This window comes from Terrimonas rubra, assembly GCF_042686025.1.
Classification (GTDB): Bacteria; Bacteroidota; Bacteroidia; order Chitinophagales; family Chitinophagaceae; genus Terrimonas; species Terrimonas rubra.
In genome coordinates this window covers 1,334,977-1,351,782 of the sequence record NZ_JBHUOZ010000001.1, presented here as the reverse complement: position 1 = coordinate 1,351,782, position 16,806 = coordinate 1,334,977, and the positions used below count along the sequence as shown (strand labels likewise).

Sequence of the window (16,806 nt, the reverse complement as noted above, 5' to 3'; positions counted from 1 at the left end):
TCCTTACTTCACTTCCTGCATCTCCACCAGCCTTTTATAAAAACCATTCTGGGCAATGAGTTGCTCGTGGGTTCCACGCTCGGCTATCTTACCTTTTTGCAGTACAATGATCTCATCGGCATGGCGGATGGTGCTTAAGCGGTGCGCAATAACAATACTGGTACGGTTCTGCATCATATTATTAATGGCATCCTGCACCAGGCGTTCGCTTTCAGTATCTAAGGAGGAAGTTGCTTCATCCAGTATCAGTATAGGAGGATTTTTTAAAACGGCACGGGCAATGGTCAGGCGTTGTCTTTCACCGCCACTTAATTTACTGCCCCTGTCGCCGATATTGGTATCGTACTGTTCTTCCTTCTGCATGATGAAGTTGTGGGCATTGGCAATTTTTGCGGCCTGCACAATCTCGGCTTCCGGAACATTTTCCTGCCCCAATGCAATATTATGGGCAATGGTATCATTGAACAATATAGGCTCCTGGGTTACAATGCTCATTTGTTCACGAACCGAACTCAGGGAATAGTCTTTAATATTCACCCCGTCAATCAACACTTCACCGCCGGTTACATCGTGAAAACGGGGGATCATATCGGCCAGGGTTGATTTACCGGCGCCGGAGGAACCCACCAGGGCAATGGTCTTGCCCTTTTCAATCACCAGGTTCACATTATCCAGGATAACCGCATCCTCGTAGGCAAAGGATACATTGCGGAATTCGATCTGGTGATCAAACGATGTCAGCCTTTTACCGTTGGGGTTTTCGTCCACCACAATCGGCGCACTTAAAATTTCCTCCACACGTTTTAAAGCTGCACTACCCTTTTGTATATTAAAGAAGGAAGAAGAGATGTTTTTAGCCGGGTTAATAAGCATCGCAAAGGAAGCAATATAGCCCATCAGTTCTTGGCCGGATAAACCATTGCCACCAATTACCAAACGTCCGCCAAAGTATAAAATAGTACACAACACCATTACACCCAATACTTCGGTTAATGGCGAGGCAAGGTCACGACGGGCACCCATTTTTTTACGCACTTCAAACAGATCGTCGTTTACGGAATGAAAACGGGTACTTAATATTTTTTCGGCCAGGAAGGCTTTGATCACACGCAGGCCACCCAGGGTTTCGTCCAGAATAGAAAGGCCCTCGCCCAGTTTATCAGCAGCTTCCTGTGATTGTTTTTTTAGCTTACGACTGATACGGCCGATAAGAATACCGGTAACAGGTAATAATACCAAGAGGAACAGGGACAGTTGTGGGGATATGATCACCAGGAATGCCAGGTAACCAATTACGGTCAAGGGATCTTTGATCATACCATCCAATACACCTACCACAGAGCCTTCTATCTCGGCTATATCATTGGTCATACGGGAAATAATATCCCCTTTACGTTTTTCGGTAAAGTACCCGATAGGTAAGGCCAGGATCTTATTATACATATCGGATCGTAAACGGGTAATGATGGCCGCCCGGATAGGCACCGATAAACGGTTGGATAAATAAATAAACAGATTTTTTAACACCGTGGCGGTAATAATAAATAAACAGATAGCCGTTAAGCCGCCTACTTTACCATACGCAGGATTATTAATAATAGCATTTAACTGTTCCGTTATAAAAGCACCCACACCGCTTTTACTAGCCATATCTGCCGTTCCACCAAAGTCCCCCGTATCGAAGATCAACCCGAAAAAAGGTATTAACATACCAATTGATACCACACCAAAAATGGTGGCCAGCAGTACGCAAACAAAGTATAAAACCAGTTTGCTTTTATGTTCTTTTAAATAACCGAATAAACGGGAGTATTTTTTCATCTAACTTATATTATAATCATGCAGCTGTTACTATTGCGTGAGGGATTGCAGCGGTTACCCCGGTGAGGCCAGGTGAAAGGCGTAAGGGATAGGGCGAAAGCAGGATATCTACCCTTAATGAACCTTTTACCTTAAAGCCTATGCCCTATACCTTACAATGTGCCGGAGTAAAAGCGTAAAGCCCGACCCCGGGTTAACAAACAAGGCGAGGTACGAGCCGTAGTTTGTGTTACGCGGGGGCACGCCCAATTCCAAAGCATTAATAATAGCTTAAACCACGCAAAGTAAGTAAATTTGCAACCTGTAGCAAAAGTTAACTGTATGCATGGCTTGCTATTACAATGAACGGCAAGTTTTTGTTTACTATAAAATGGTAAATTATGGAAGAAGGAAAAAGGCAAAAGCAGATAGCCGGTTTATTGAATGAAGAGATCAACGCTATTTTCCAGCGTTTGAACCTGAGCATGCTGGAAGGCGGCATGGTATCAGTATCGGGGGTTAAAGTAACGCCCGACCTGCTGGAAGCCCGGTTTTACCTGAGTTTTTTCCAGGTAAACGATGTGGAAGCCGCCATGAAAAAGATTGAGGACAGGCATTTTGAGATAAAAAAGGAATTATCGGCCCGGGTACGCCACCAGTTGCGCAATATACCGGTATTAAAGTTTTTTAAAGACGATACCCTGGACCATGTGTTTAAGATGGAAGAGCTGTTTAAAAAGATCAACGAAGAGAAAGGTAAGTCGGATAATTAGCCAATGTAATCATTTGCTAATGCGCTGATGACCTTACTTATAACTTATTACTTAAAACCTATTACTTACCCTTGCATTTCCTCTTTGCCTGGCGCTATTTTAAAGCAAAAAAATCGACCAACGCTATTAATATAATAGCCTGGACCAGCGTTGTGGCCATTACCATTGGTACGGCGGCGCTTATTTTAGTGCTCAGCGTGTTCAATGGTTTTGAGGGTTTGGTAAAATCGTTATACTCCAATTTTTACCCCGATATTAAAGTGCAGCCCGCCAGCGGCAAAGTGCTGCAGTTAACGGCGGAACAGTTATCAAAACTGAAAGCCGTAAAGGGCGTTAAAATTATATCGCTGGTAACCGAGGAAAAAGCCTTTGTACAAAACGGCGATTACCAGTCGGTTGTGTACCTTAAAGGTGTTGATGAGAATTACCGTTTTATTTCGGGTGTAGAGCAGCATTTAATGAATGGGAATTATAAACTGGGTAACGAGGCCAGTCCCCTGCTTATTTTAGGCGCGGGTGTAGAGTCGGCATTGGGCGTACAGGCCGACCGGAATATTTATCCCCTGCGCATTCACCTGCCGCGTAAGAGTGAAGGCACTTCTTTTGATCAGCTGAATGATATCAGTAACGATACCATCAACACCGCAGGCACTTTCCTCATTCAGCAGGATTTTGATAACAAGTATGCCATCACCAATATTTACTTTACCAAAAAAGCCATGAAGCTGGCGGCCGATGAATATTCGGCAGTGGAAATAGCAGTGAACGATCCCAAGAAAGCGGATGATATGATACAGCCCATACAACAGTTGTTGGGTAAGGAGTATAAAGTATTGAACCGTTACCAGCAAAACCGCAGCCTGTATGCGGTGATGAATATGGAACGCTGGGCCATTTACGGCGTATTAAGTTTAATACTGGTAGTAGCCGCATTTAATATGATCGGCGCGCTTACCATGCTGGTGCTGGAAAAACAAAAGGATATCAGCATTCTTAACGCCCTGGGCGCCCATAAAGGGTTTATACAAAAAGTATTTTTAAGCGAAGGCTTTTTGCTGGCCATTGTAGGTGGTATTACCGGCATGATACTGGCGCTCATCATTGCTTTTTTACAGATACAGTTTCACCTTATTCCCCTGGAAGGCGGCTCCTTCCTCATTAACTACTTCCCCGTTAAACTGCGCTGGCAGGATTTTGTACTGGTAAGCGCCACCGTTTTTGTTATTGCCCTGCTGGCATCCTGGGTGCCCTCACGTAAAGCAGCCAGCCAGGCTTTCTCACTCAGGGGGGAATAGCCGTTCAAAAGTTTAAGGTTTAAAGTTTAAGGTTGTCGTGTGTATGATACGATTCCTTCTTTATACTCAATACTATATATTTAATACTTTTATAGGTTACCGGCTGCAGTACTACTATCAGCTGTTGTTGTGTCACTCACTTGTACGTCCGGTTCGCTAATGAGCAGCGTTTAATGCGGAAAGCTGAAAGCTAGATTCCAACATAACGAATTTATTATCCGCAATAGTCGTGATCTTCAATCCTGATAAAATTAGTCTCTAATTCATCAAATACGAAGCCTATAGCTTTTCCTTCAACATTAATTTCTGGACAATCATCTTTATATATATAATAGATAAATTGTACATAATTTTTATTAATAGGATAACCTACTGAATACCTCTGAATTATATTAGGTTTACCCAACGTATTGAAAAGGTAATTTTTTGATATACTATCAGGACGGGCATTTTGAAAAAGTTGAACAAGTTTTAGGCGATCGCCTTTGCAAGAAGTAGAACCCAATTTCCACTGTAACGATACCTCTTTACAAACACTGGAAACAGTGTGTGAAGATTGTGCTTTGCATACTACGGGAGTTACAAAAATCAATACACTAATAATGGTAATCCGCATCCTATTTTCTCCAATTAAGAATTGAACTGTACAAATTCTGCACTCTTTGCAATATACTAAACATTTGAACCTTTTGAACTACTTGAACCTTTGAGCCTCTCTAAAACCTTAAACTTTAGACCTTAAACCTTAAACTTAAAACCTACCTTTGCGGCCACAATCACAGGAAAAATCATGGCAACAATAATGCATAATTTTAACTCAGGTCCTTCTATTTTACCTAAAACTGTATTTGAGCAGGCCAGCCAGGCTGTATTGAATTTTAATAACTCCGGTCTTTCTATCCTGGAGATCGGTCACCGTACGCCGGAGTTCCAGGCCGTACTGGACGAAGCCATCGGGCTGGTAAAAGAGCTGATGCAGCTTAATGAAGACCAGGAAGTGCTGTTCCTGCATGGTGGTGCTACCACGCAGTTTATGCAGGTGCCTATGAACCTGTTAAACGATACGGATATTGCGGCTTACACCGAAACAGGTACCTGGGCCGGTAAAGCCATTAAGGAGGCCAAGTTGTTTGGACATGTAGAGATTGCCGGTAGCACCAAGGCAGAGAATTATACAGCCATTCCCAAAAAACTGCAGGTATCGCCTACCGCCAGTTATTTACATATTACCACCAATGAAACCATTGCCGGTACACAGTGGCATAATATACCCTACGACTGCGGCGTACCCCTGGTAGCCGATATGAGCAGCGATATATTAAGCCGCCAGCTGGACTTTAATAAATTTGGTATCATATACGCCGGGGCCCAGAAAAATATGGGCGCTGCCGGGGTTAACCTGGTAGTGGTAAACAAAAACCTGTTAGGTAAAGTAGATCGTACTATACCCTCTATACTGGATTACCGTAACCATATTGCCGAAGGCAGTATGTTAAATACTCCGCCGGTATTTGCCATTTATGTAGCCATGCTTACCTTACGCTGGTTAAAGCAGGAAGGTGGTTTACCCGTGATAGAGAAGAGGAACCAGGAAAAAGCCAGCCTGTTTTATAATACCCTTGACAGCCTGCCGGTGTTTAAAGGGCCGGTGGCCAAAGAAGACAGGAGCATGATGAACGCGGTATTTGTAATGGAAGATGCCGCTTTGGAAAAAGAATTTGCCACCCAGGCCGCACAGCAGGGTTTTTATGGTATTAAAGGGCACCGCAGTGTAGGTGGCTTCAGGGCATCTATGTACAATGCTTTGCCCCTTGAGAGTGTACAGGCATTAACGCAGTTTATGACAGATTTTGCAACCAAAAAAGGATAAATTATTTTATGGCAATTATTAAACCCTTTGCAGCTTTACGCCCCGCGCAGAATATTGCACACCAGGTAGCATCGCCCCCCTATGATGTATTGAACAGTAAAGAAGCAAGAGAGCAGGTAAAAGATAACCCGCTTTCTTTTTTACATATTACCAAGGCCGAGGTCGATCTGCCCGCCGATATTGATACACATAGCCAGCAGGTATACGATAAAGCAGCAGCCAACCTGCAGGATTTTATTGCCGTTGGCACTTTGTTACACGAAAGCAAACCCTGTTATTATATTTACCGGCTGGTGATGGACGGCCGTGAGCAGACCGGGCTGGTGTGTGCTTCATCGGTGGAGGATTATTTTAACGACGTGATCAAAAAACACGAGTTTACCCGCCCCGAGAAAGAGAAGGACCGTATTGACCATATGCGCACCATTAAAGCGCAGACCGGCAATGTGTTTTTAGCTTATAATAATGTGGCCGAGCTGGATGAACTGATCAACAACTGGAAAAAAACACATACGCCTTTATACGATTTTACCGCAACCGATACTATACAACATACTATCTGGGCAGTGGATGATGATGCCACAGTGGAGCAGATAACCAACCTGTTTGCCACCAAAGTGCCTGCTACCTATATTGCCGATGGTCACCACCGGGCTGCCTCGGCTGCAAAAGTGAGCCAGGCCCTGCCCGACAGCACAGAAGCAAAATATTTTTTAACCACCATATTCCCTGCCAGCGAACTGGCTATTATGGATTACAACCGGGTGGTAAAAGACCTTAATAACCTGAGTACAGGTGCGTTTATCAGTGCCTTACAGGAAGAGTTTACCATTACCGAAAGTGCCGACCCGGTTAAACCGGCTTCCCTGCACGAGTTTGGTATGTACCTCGATAAACAGTGGTATATACTCACCGCCCGTGAAGGCAGTTATACTACCGATCCTATTGGTGTATTGGATGTAACCATTTTATCGAACAACGTACTGGACAAAATACTGGATATTAAAGACCAGCGCACCGATACCCGTATTGATTTTGTGGGTGGTATCCGCGGCCTGGGCGAACTGGAAAAAAGAGTGAACAGCGGCGAGATGAAAGTAGCCTTCAGCCTGTACCCCGTTACCATCCAGCAATTGTTTGATATTGCGGACAGCGGTAATGTAATGCCTCCTAAAAGTACCTGGTTTGAGCCTAAACTGCGTGATGGCCTGTTGACGCATGTATTGTAACCAATTTATATTATTTTAACCGGCTATATTGTCAATTATACTCGTATCCTCCATTGAGCTTAACGCTTGATGGAGGATTTTTATTTGTTTCCAAATATGGAAACAATAATTATCTTTACCTACACAAAAAAATCCATACTACTCAATGTAAATAAATGGGCAAAATGCGACTCAAGTCTTACTCATTAACCGAGATGAAGGACAAATACATAGGAAACAAGGGTACTGCAGAAAGAGAAGCCTATGAATATGAGCTGAGTATGGATGTATTAGGCAGGATGATAAAGGCGGCAAGACAGCAACGTAACCTTACCCAGGAGAAACTGGGCAAACTGGTAGGCGTGCAGAAAGCCCAGATATCTAAATTAGAAAGCAGTACCAACAGTGCCACCATTGATACCATTTTAAAAGTATTTAAAGCCCTGAAAGCCGATATACACTTTAATGTAACCATTGAAAATCAGCAGTTACAACTCATATAACATTGTTCGGATTATTCTTATGATTCACCGGTAAAACCGAGCATTTTGTTAATCTTCCCCTCCTAAACCAATTATCAGCACAATATTTGCTTATTTTGTGGCGCCCTATTTTGATAAATTTAAATATGTATAGATGAAAAGATTTTCATCCTTTTTACTGGCCAGCCTGCTTTCCTTTGCTGCATTTGCGCAGGAAGATGTGAAGACCATGCAGGCCAATGCCAAAAAATTTACTTATTCCGGTGATTATAATAATGCCATTATTATTTTAAACCGTGCTTTGGAGCAGGATAAAGGCAACCTGGAGCTGATCAAGGACCTGACCATGAATTATTATTTGAAACGTGATTATACAAAAGCACTGGAGCAGGTAAAACAGATGGTTAACCGCGAGGACGCCGATGTGATCAGTTACCAGATAGCAGGCAACGTGTACAAAGCTTTAGAGGAAGTGAAGGATTGTGAGAAGATGTATAAAAAAGCCATTAAAAAATTCCCGGAAAGTGGCCCGCTATACAGTGAATACGGTGAATTGTTATACTCCGCTAAAAATATAACCGATGCCATTGCCCTGTGGGAAAAAGGCATACAGGTAGACCCTGCCTACAGCGGCAATTATTATAACGCTGCCCGTCACTACTTTTTTACACGCGATAAAGTATGGAGCCTTATTTACGGGGAGATATTTGTAAATATGGAAAGCCTGTCCGAACGCGGCGCTGCCATGAAACAGTTATTACTGGACGGTTATAAAGAAAAATTATTTGCCGATGCCGATATCACCAAGGGTATGGCAAAAAACAAGAACGAATTCAGCAATGCTTTTTTACAAACCATGGGTAAACAAACTTCGGTGATCAGCCGGGGTGTTACCGCAGAAACGCTGACCATGGTGCGTACCCGTTTTATACTGGACTGGTACCAGACCTACGCTGCTAAATTCCCTTATAAATTATTCGATTTCCAGCAACAACTGTTACAGGACGGATTGTTTGATGCTTATAACCAATGGTTATTTGGTGCTGTACAGGACCTGGCCTCTTACGATAACTGGACCAAAACACATGCGGACGCATACGAGAAGTTCACCAACTTTCAGAAGACCCGTATTTTTAAAATGCCAAAGGGACAGAATTACCAGACGAATTAGATTTCAGATTTGAGAATTAAGATTTAAGATTTGTGTACCTTTTATAGAAATATTTGATGAAAGCGGGAGTATTACTTCCGCTTTTATTTTTCTTTTAATGCTGATCAGCGATTGGAACGATGCAGTGTGCGACGCAACAGGCGATGCCATTTGTATTACTGCGGGGCTCCTGAAATTTAAAAGCCCAGAACCTGTATAGTTACCGCTAAGGGAGTAAAACTACCTAAGTAGCTCCATCTGAAATCTCATAGCTGAATTCCTCTTGCTGTTGTCCTTCTAACCATTTTTTAATTCGCCAATCGCCACATTTTTGCTATATTTAAAACTTTAACGACGTTGTCAATATGGAATATCCTTCGTACAGACTTTTTGATGCAGTTGCCCACCAGTTAGAGAAATATCCGAAGCCGGATATGCTGAATGCCAAGGTAGATGGCCAATGGAAAAGTTATACCACCCAGGATGTGGAAATAGCTGCCAATAAACTGTCTGCCGGTTTATTAAAACTGGGCGTGAGCGGCAATGATTTTACGGCTGAAGGAAGTGACAAGATCGGCATCATCAGTAACAACCGTCCTGAATGGGTGATCACGGACCTGGCCACACAGCAAATAGGCGCCATTCTTATACCTATTTATCCCACGACCAACCCGCTTGAAATTGAGTTTATTTTAAATGACTCGGGGGTTAAGTATATGTTTGTAAGCGATGAAGCATTGTTTAACAAAATAAACGATCTTAAAGATAAAATACCAAGCCTAAAGGGTATTTATTCTTTTGCCCATATTAATGGCACACCGCATTTTTCTACTTTATTGGAAATGGCCGACAATGAAAGCCTGGAACAGGTGGAAAAAATAAAAAACAGTATCAGCAATCACCATACGGCTACCATTATTTATACTTCGGGTACAACGGGTACGCCTAAAGGTGTTATGTTAAGTCACAGCAATATCATCAGCTGTGTGTTTTTTTCCAGGGCCAGTTTTCCTTTCCCTGATGCGCCGCACCAAAAAACACTGAGCTTTTTACCGCTCAATCATATTTTTGAAAAGTTAATTACCTATATCTATTTATACAGCGGCATCAGTATTTATTATGCTGAAAGCCTGGATACCATTGGCGATAACCTGAAAGAGGTGCAGCCGGATGGTTTTACCACAGTTCCGCGTTTGCTGGAAAAAGTGTATGAAAAAATAATGACCAAGGGCAACGAGCTCAAAGGCATTAAACGTGCACTGTTTTTCTGGAGTGTTGCATTAGGGGCGAAGTACGATAATAATGTAAGCCCGGGTTTTTTCTATAATATAAAATTAGCCATTGCCCGTAAACTGGTATTCAGTAAATGGCGCGAGGCGCTGGGTGGAAATATTAAGTTTATTATTACCGGCGGCGCCGCTGCATCGGAAAGATTGTTACGCATTTTTAATGCAGCCGGGATACCGGTTTTTGAAGGTTACGGCCCTACAGAAAACAGCCCTGTTATTTGTGTGAACCGTGCACAGGATGCTATGTACGGCACGGTAGGCCCGCCTATTGAAGGTATTGAAGTAAAGCTGGCAGAAGATGGTGAAGTGCTGACAAAAGGCCCATGTGTGATGCAGGGGTATTATAAACGTCCTGACCTTACTGCTGAAACGGTGAAAGACGGCTGGTTATATACCGGTGATATTGGTGTATGGGTAAAGAACAGGTATTTAAAAATTACCGACCGTAAAAAGGAACTGTTTAAAACCAGTGGCGGTAAGTATGTAGCCCCGCAGCCGATTGAAAACAAGATGAAGGAAAGCCGGTTTATTGAACAGATACTGGTGGTTGGCGAGAACCAGAAATTTGTAGGCGCTTTGATCGTACCCTCCATACAGGCCATTAAAGACTGGATGCGGGATAACGGCATTGCTTTTACCAATAAAGAAGAAGCCTTACAGAACGAACAGGTTAAAAAAGTAATGAAAGAAACGGTGGAACGTTATAACCAGAACTTTAACCAGGTAGAACAGATTAAAAAGTTTGAACTGATCCCTACCGAGTGGAGTGTTGACAGCGGCGAGTTAACACCCAAACTGTCCATGAAACGGAAGGTGATTATGGAAAAACATAAGGATGCCGTTGAACGTATCTATAGTTAACAATAAAAAAGCCATTCTATACAAGGCCCTGCACATGCAGGGCTTTTTTATGGGGTTAAATTTCCTGTAAAAGGGTTTCTGTTAGAACAGGCTTCCTACTTTTTTATATTAAAGGGGCGGTAATAAAAAAGCCATTGCAGTTTACCTGCAATGGCTTAACAAATAGCAATTTCAGCTGTTAGTTTTTCACGAATTTGATTGTTTGCTGTGTGCCGTCATTCCATACCAGGGTATAAATACCGGGGATCAGCCTGTTTACATCAATAGTGGTTTGGGTATTACCCGCAGCCACTTTCTCTGTATGTACCAGCTTACCGGTTATACTCATGATGGTGATGGTGGCTTTATCATTGGCCGTACTATGTTTAACCGTTATTTGTTTGTAGGCAGGATTAGGTGCCAGAGAAACAATTTTCACCGCAGTACCTACCCTTATCATAATGATCTTGCTGTAACGGTGGCTGCCGTCATGATCATTAATTTTTAAACGGTAGTAGGCCATATCTATAGCAGGATCAACATCGGTAAAGCTATAGTTATTTAATGCGGCAGGCATGGTTACAGCGGCTACACTGCCTACAGGCGCAAAGCTGTTGCCATCGGTACTACGTTCAATAGTATACTCTTTCACGTTCACCTCTTCGGCAGTTACCCATTGTAACAGTACATCCTTATCTTTTTTAGTCCCTTCAAATGACAGTAATCTGGCCGGTAAGGCTGATTGCTGGTTGGCCACAATAAACGGAGAGAAACCGGTTATGCCTGTAGCTGTTGCATAATAAGGGCTGGCGATAGTACCTGTGCCGCTTGCGGCAGCAGCCCTGGTATCCCAGGCTGAGCCGTTATAATGATCGATACGTAAAGCGGCAGCCGGGTTAAATAAAGTACCCTGGCTGGCAGTGATCCAACCCAGGGAAATATCCAGGTTGGCGCCGGCAGTTACCGGAGAAATATTGTACTGGTTCTTCACCACTGCTTCCGGGCTGGTAATCGGCGGCGTGATATGATCCTGCACACCCACTTCTACTGCGCCTGCTGCTCCGTTGTTTTTAATGCGTACCGGGCTATACAAACCACTGGCAGCAGTATGATAGGTTACGGTAGCATTGGCCGCTACCTGCTGGCGTAAAACACCATTACCGGTTATATTCCAGGGAATAGTGGTATGTGTATTGGATTGTACCAGGTTGGTGCTCCTTACAGAAGCATCCACCAGGCCATTGCCTTTAATATTCAATTCCAATAAACCAGCGGCAGGTGTGCTTGCAGATGTCACCAAACGCATGGCTGTACCCGTTAGCCAGCTACCTTCTACATTGATGGTTATTTTACTATTGGCCTTTGTTGCATGACCTATTACGGATGAGTTGGTACCGGTAGCGCCGCTCATATTCAGTGTGCCCAATATATTGTAGGTATACTTACCAAAATAAGCCGCGGTATTGGTGGTACTTGAAGTTGATACATGGAAAACCGCGTTGGAGCCGAAGGTTACTGTTTTACCCGGGTTAATGGTCACTGTAACATTATCATCCTCCTGGGTCAATGTCTCCGTATTATCGGTACTGGCCGGATCCCAGTAGGCACGGAAATAGTTGTTTAAATTAATATTGGCATCAATGATCACATCAAGATTTTGGGCCAGGGTGCCTACGCCAAAATTACCCAGGTATAAAGTGCCGGTGCCGCCGATAGTTACCGTACCATTGGCCAGCCAGGGATGCAGGTTCACTCTTTCGGTAGAAGTGGAACCACTGTTGCCGAATGTGCCGTAGTTCAGCACCATATCACTTACCCTTAGGTTACGTACACTGCCGGTTGACCTGAATGTACCGCCATTCTCTATCACCAGGGTTTTAACCGTTTTGGTACCACCGATGGTAACATTATGACCACTGCCAATAACAATGGTAATATTACTGCCGGGTACCGCATCTGCATTTACCCAGGCTTCAGCAGGGCCGTCATATCGCTGCCAGGTATTGATATCTTCCCAGGTTCCGGATTGCCGTGAACGGTAATCACCGTTTTGCACCCCGGGTATAGCTGATGTTTTAAATTGCCACTCGATACCGGTGGTTGTACCGTTTACATTGGTCGCATCCACACGCCAGTAGTAAACCGTGTTTGGCTCTAGTACGCTTGTTTCCAGTGAAGCATCCGCACTGTAAGCCACATCACCCAGTTTGGTTAAGGCACCCGGCGTTGTTCCCAGGTAAACAGTATAAGTAATGGTATTGGTGCTTCCTGTCCAATCCAGGGTTACTTTGCCATTGGTTAATATTATATTTTCTGACAGGTTTGCGGGTGCAGGCGCGCTTGCCTGGTCAGGTGTAGCGGTTAAGGATGGCGTGGTTATCTCTACAACAGAGGAGTAGATGGATTCTTTAATATCGCCTACCGCCTTAATGCGATAATAATATTTTGTATCATCTTCCACATCATTATCCGTATAGGTAGTAGCATTAGCTGCTACCTGCCCGATGGCAGTAAAGTTTGTACCATCCGTAGAACGTTCAATAACAAAATGTAATTCGTTCTCAGCATTATCCTGCCAGCTTAATGTTACATAAGGAGATACGGATGGCGTTGTATACAGCCCGGTAACAGCATTCAAGTTGGAGGGCGCTTTTACAAAGCCCGGCTCCACCACTTCTAACACACCGGTTTCCGGTGTAAAGCGCCATTGTAATCCTGCTCCCGGCTCTGCGGGCTGAATAGCCGTAAAGTTACCGGTATAGTCACCCGAAGTAAATATTTTAAATTCATCGCCTGATGCCAGGGTACCGGTTATCTGCAGGTTAAGTATGCCATTGTAGTTAATGGCATTGGTAACATTTATTTTATCCCAGGTACCATTGGTCTTATTAATATCGATATTCACTTTTGCACCTGTTTCCAGTATAAGGTTATTTCTTAAAGTAAGTGTGCCTACAGCGCTGTCGCCCGGCTCTATTGCACCTGTTACCACGGTTACATTGCCGCTCAGTGAGCCGGTTCCGGCCAGGGCACCCTCGTTCACCGTTACAGCACCACTGCCACTTTTATTACCATTCACTACCAGTACACCGGTTTCAACAGTAGTAGTACCATTGTATGGATTGGTATTGGTTAAACGCCATATACCCTCCCCTTCTTTCACAATATGCGTAGTACCCTGTGCACTGGAACTTCCGTAAGCTTCATTATTAATTACACCGGCAAATGTTTCGTTGGTATTGGCGCCACCAACTACCCAGGTTACTGTACCTCCGGCGTTTTTATCGCCTGATGCCAGCGTGGTACCACTGGTGCCGGAAAGTCCGCCCAGGTATAAGGTCCGGTTATTTGAGTAGGTAGTGATCTTGGTATTGCCTGTTGCATTCACCAGGGTATTCGGGAAACCAACGCCGTTGTCGATCATAAGCATAGGACGTTCGCCATTGGTCAGGGTGCCGATGCCGTTTGCATTTAACTTACCGGTAAAGCCGCTCCAGTCGCCCTGTATCAGTTCACGGGAGTAACTGATATCGTAATTCAATGTACCGCTGCCCGATACATCCATTTTTAAATTGGCTGTACGCTGGGGAGCAAACGTATTTTCGGTACCTTCCTTAATATGAAAGCTCATCGGGTAGGTTTCGTAAAATGCGTCCGATCCGCCACGGCTGGTTAAAGTACCGCCTTCAAATTTCACTATATTGGATGTACCCAGTGCCATACCATTATGAATAATATTTTCCGTTTCCGTGCCGGTACTTAAAGGGTATACTTCCAGCACGCCGCCTTTGATCACTGTTTCTCCTTCATAAGGATTTACAGCACGCAGCGATAAACGGCCGGGGCCTTCTTTGATCAACCCGCCCACACCGGATAACTCTCCGTTAAAGGTTACCGTAGTACCTGCCTGTTCTACTGAGAAGACAGTGGATTTATCAATGATCGCCTGCCGGTCGGTAGTGGCATTGCCACCGGTATAATTCCAGGTGCCACCTTTCCATACCCAGTTAAAGCCATAGTTTAAGGATGAACCTATTGAACTGGGCTGACCACCATGGGCCAGTTGTCCGAACGCTATCACACCATTGTGTAATACAGTAGCACCCGAATAAGTATTGCCTGAAGCAAGTACTAAACTACCGGCACCGGTTTTATTTACCGAGCTGGTACCGGCCAATATGCCAGGTCCCGCCAATGTATAATTGCCATCGGATTTAAACAATATATCGCCGGGAGTAACCGTAGCCGGCACCTGTATGGTTTGCCCGCCTGCTCCTGCTTCACCAAATAATAATTTACTGTCATTGGTAAACAGGGAAGCCGTATTGGTGCTGTTCACCCAGTTTTGTGTGCTAATATCCCATTGTTGGTTAGTAGCTCCTGTCCAGGTAAGATCTGGGACAAAAGTATCCGGGTCAACAACCGGTACTTCAACGGGTCTTGTTTTAGCCGTTAACTCATTTGAATTAGCCGATTCGGTACTGCCGTTGAAAGCCCGTACCCGGTAAGTACCGGATTCTTCCGGTTGCAAGCCACTTACCTCATAGGTATTCACATTGGGGGCTGTACGGCCTATTTCTACAAATACACCATTTACCTTGCGTTCAATGATATAGCCTGTTTCTTTTTCTGTATAGTCTAACCAGGACAAGTACAGACTGCTCTGTGTAGCCGAGTCACGTTTTAAACTCAGCGGCGCTCTTAAAAACTCCTGCGAGTCAGCAGCCACAATACCGTTAATATAATTTTCAATATTGGTATAACCGTTGGAGGCGATCTGCATAGCATCTGCCGGGGAAGCAGGGTTCAGGCCATTGGCAGTTTCCCAGCTATCTGGTATGCCGTCACCGTCTGTGTCCACACGGGCATTCCCTGCCCAAAGGTTCCAGGAGGAGGGAGCGCCAAAAGGCAGTACATCTTCTTTGGCAATAAACTCACCTCTTAATCCCAATGACCTTACTTCGTTCACTACATAATAATCGGCCAGGTCACGGTAAGGTAAGCTGGCGCCTACAGTGGGTAACAGATCGGCCAGTAAAGTATTGGCCGCAACAGTAGGCAGGGTTGGATAATTATATGGTGTAGCCTGGAAATCCGGGCCACCGCCAAACTCATTTTGCGGAATCACATAAGGATCAAACACACCGTTACGGTTATTATCGTGCAGGTTATCGTTTTCGTAAATATGGTATAGGGAATTACCAACACTGAAAGGCCTGGTACCATTACCCGGTCCTTGTATAAATACATTACCCACCGCATTCGCAAATGATTCGCCCTGTGAATCACCGCCCATGATATAGGCACCGCTGGTCCAGTTATACACCAGGTTGTTTACATACTGGTTAATGCCTTTTATTTTATTATTACGGGTTTGATTGTCGACATATAAATTACGGTACAGGGTAATACCACCGGGGGCCTGCATCAGTCCGCCTGCAGAGTGGGTCATCAGCCCCTGCGACATAATAGTATTTTGAATGGTAATATTTTCTGAGGTGGATGAGTTGATAGAAAAAGTTTCATCACGTCCCCATGAAATGGAACAATGATCGAATATCATATTTTTTCCATCTGCAATACCTACAGCATCTTTACCGCTGTCGCCGGTAGCACCCATACGTATGCGTATGTAACGGCAAATGGTATTGTGGGCATTACTGAATGACCAGCCGTTACCATATACCGTAATACCTTCACCCGGCGCGGTTTGCCCGGCAATATAAATATTGTTGGATACCACAATGCGGCTGGTAATACGTATCACACCGGCTACATCAAATACCACAATCCGGTTGGGCTGGCTAACGGCATCCCGCAGTGAGCCTGCACCTGAATTATTTAAATTGGTTACCCGGTATACCGAGCCTGTACGGCCACCGGTAGCAAACTTACCAAAACCTTCCGCACCCGGGAAAGCCGGTAACTGCGCCATTGCACTGTAATTCAGCAACAGTACAAGCATTACAAACAACACCTTCGTAAAAACGGGTAGTTGTACAATTTTTTTCATCATACTAACAGTTTAATTGATTGGTGAACAGGAATACATTACTGGTGGTAAATGGTAATCAGGTGTGCAGGAACATCGTTCCGGAT

The 16,806-nt window shown here is 44.2% G+C and carries 10 protein-coding genes; 7 read left to right on the top strand and 3 right to left on the bottom strand.

Annotated elements, in window-relative coordinates; translation table 11 throughout:
- Positions 1–3: 3 nt before the first annotated feature.
- Positions 4–1,821: an ABC transporter ATP-binding protein gene (locus tag ACFS6H_RS05720; protein WP_386096164.1), complete on the bottom strand. Its 1,818-nt coding sequence runs from the start codon at positions 1,819–1,821 to the stop codon at positions 4–6.
- Between the two features lie 380 nt (positions 1,822–2,201).
- Between ACFS6H_RS05720 and rbfA the strand changes: the two genes are divergently transcribed.
- Positions 2,202–2,573, top strand: a complete 372-nt coding sequence (rbfA, locus tag ACFS6H_RS05715; protein WP_386096162.1) for a 30S ribosome-binding factor RbfA — start codon at positions 2,202–2,204, stop codon at positions 2,571–2,573.
- Positions 2,574–2,644: 71 nt separating this feature from the next.
- A complete protein-coding gene (locus ACFS6H_RS05710) occupies positions 2,645–3,868 on the top strand; it encodes an FtsX-like permease family protein (protein ID WP_386096160.1) in 1,224 nt (407 codons plus the stop codon).
- Between the two features lie 214 nt (positions 3,869–4,082).
- Here the strand turns inward: ACFS6H_RS05710 and ACFS6H_RS05705 are convergent, their stop codons facing one another.
- Complete coding sequence (locus ACFS6H_RS05705; RefSeq protein ID WP_386096158.1) at positions 4,083–4,484, bottom strand: hypothetical protein; 402 nt, start codon at positions 4,482–4,484, stop codon at positions 4,083–4,085.
- Between the two features lie 174 nt (positions 4,485–4,658).
- Between ACFS6H_RS05705 and serC the strand changes: the two genes are divergently transcribed.
- From serC to ACFS6H_RS05680, 5 genes are all read left to right on the top strand, one after another.
- Positions 4,659–5,738: a 3-phosphoserine/phosphohydroxythreonine transaminase gene (gene serC, locus ACFS6H_RS05700; protein WP_386096156.1), complete on the top strand. Its 1,080-nt coding sequence runs from the start codon at positions 4,659–4,661 to the stop codon at positions 5,736–5,738.
- An 8-nt stretch (positions 5,739–5,746) separates the two neighbouring features.
- Complete coding sequence (locus ACFS6H_RS05695; protein ID WP_386096154.1) at positions 5,747–6,967, top strand: DUF1015 domain-containing protein; 1,221 nt, start codon at positions 5,747–5,749, stop codon at positions 6,965–6,967.
- A 164-nt stretch (positions 6,968–7,131) separates the two neighbouring features.
- Positions 7,132–7,449: a helix-turn-helix domain-containing protein gene (locus tag ACFS6H_RS05690; RefSeq protein ID WP_386096152.1), complete on the top strand. Its 318-nt coding sequence runs from the start codon at positions 7,132–7,134 to the stop codon at positions 7,447–7,449.
- Between the two features lie 133 nt (positions 7,450–7,582).
- A complete protein-coding gene (locus tag ACFS6H_RS05685) occupies positions 7,583–8,599 on the top strand; it encodes a tetratricopeptide repeat protein (protein ID WP_386096150.1) in 1,017 nt (338 codons plus the stop codon).
- A 344-nt stretch (positions 8,600–8,943) separates the two neighbouring features.
- Complete coding sequence (locus ACFS6H_RS05680; RefSeq protein ID WP_386096148.1) at positions 8,944–10,728, top strand: AMP-dependent synthetase/ligase; 1,785 nt, start codon at positions 8,944–8,946, stop codon at positions 10,726–10,728.
- 178 nt (positions 10,729–10,906) lie between these two features.
- Here ACFS6H_RS05680 and ACFS6H_RS05675 read toward each other — a convergent pair whose 3' ends face one another.
- Entirely contained in the window at positions 10,907–16,723 is a 5,817-nt protein-coding gene (locus ACFS6H_RS05675) for an autotransporter-associated beta strand repeat-containing protein (protein WP_386096146.1), read from the bottom strand.
- Positions 16,724–16,806: the final 83 nt, after the last annotated feature.

Bases quoted from the DNA above. Each gene is read 5' to 3' on its own strand.
- ACFS6H_RS05720 (WP_386096164.1), bottom strand. From the start codon at position 1,821: ATGAAAAAATACTCCCGTTTATTCGGTTATTTAAAAGAACATAAAAGC.
- rbfA (WP_386096162.1), top strand. From the start codon at position 2,202: ATGGAAGAAGGAAAAAGGCAAAAGCAGATAGCCGGTTTATTGAATGAA.
- ACFS6H_RS05705 (WP_386096158.1), bottom strand. From the start codon at position 4,484: ATGCGGATTACCATTATTAGTGTATTGATTTTTGTAACTCCCGTAGTA.
- serC (WP_386096156.1), top strand. From the start codon at position 4,659: ATGGCAACAATAATGCATAATTTTAACTCAGGTCCTTCTATTTTACCT.
- ACFS6H_RS05695 (WP_386096154.1), top strand. From the start codon at position 5,747: ATGGCAATTATTAAACCCTTTGCAGCTTTACGCCCCGCGCAGAATATT.
- ACFS6H_RS05690 (WP_386096152.1), top strand. From the start codon at position 7,132: ATGCGACTCAAGTCTTACTCATTAACCGAGATGAAGGACAAATACATA.
- ACFS6H_RS05685 (WP_386096150.1), top strand. From the start codon at position 7,583: ATGAAAAGATTTTCATCCTTTTTACTGGCCAGCCTGCTTTCCTTTGCT.
- ACFS6H_RS05680 (WP_386096148.1), top strand. From the start codon at position 8,944: ATGGAATATCCTTCGTACAGACTTTTTGATGCAGTTGCCCACCAGTTA.
- ACFS6H_RS05675 (WP_386096146.1), bottom strand. From the start codon at position 16,723: ATGATGAAAAAAATTGTACAACTACCCGTTTTTACGAAGGTGTTGTTT.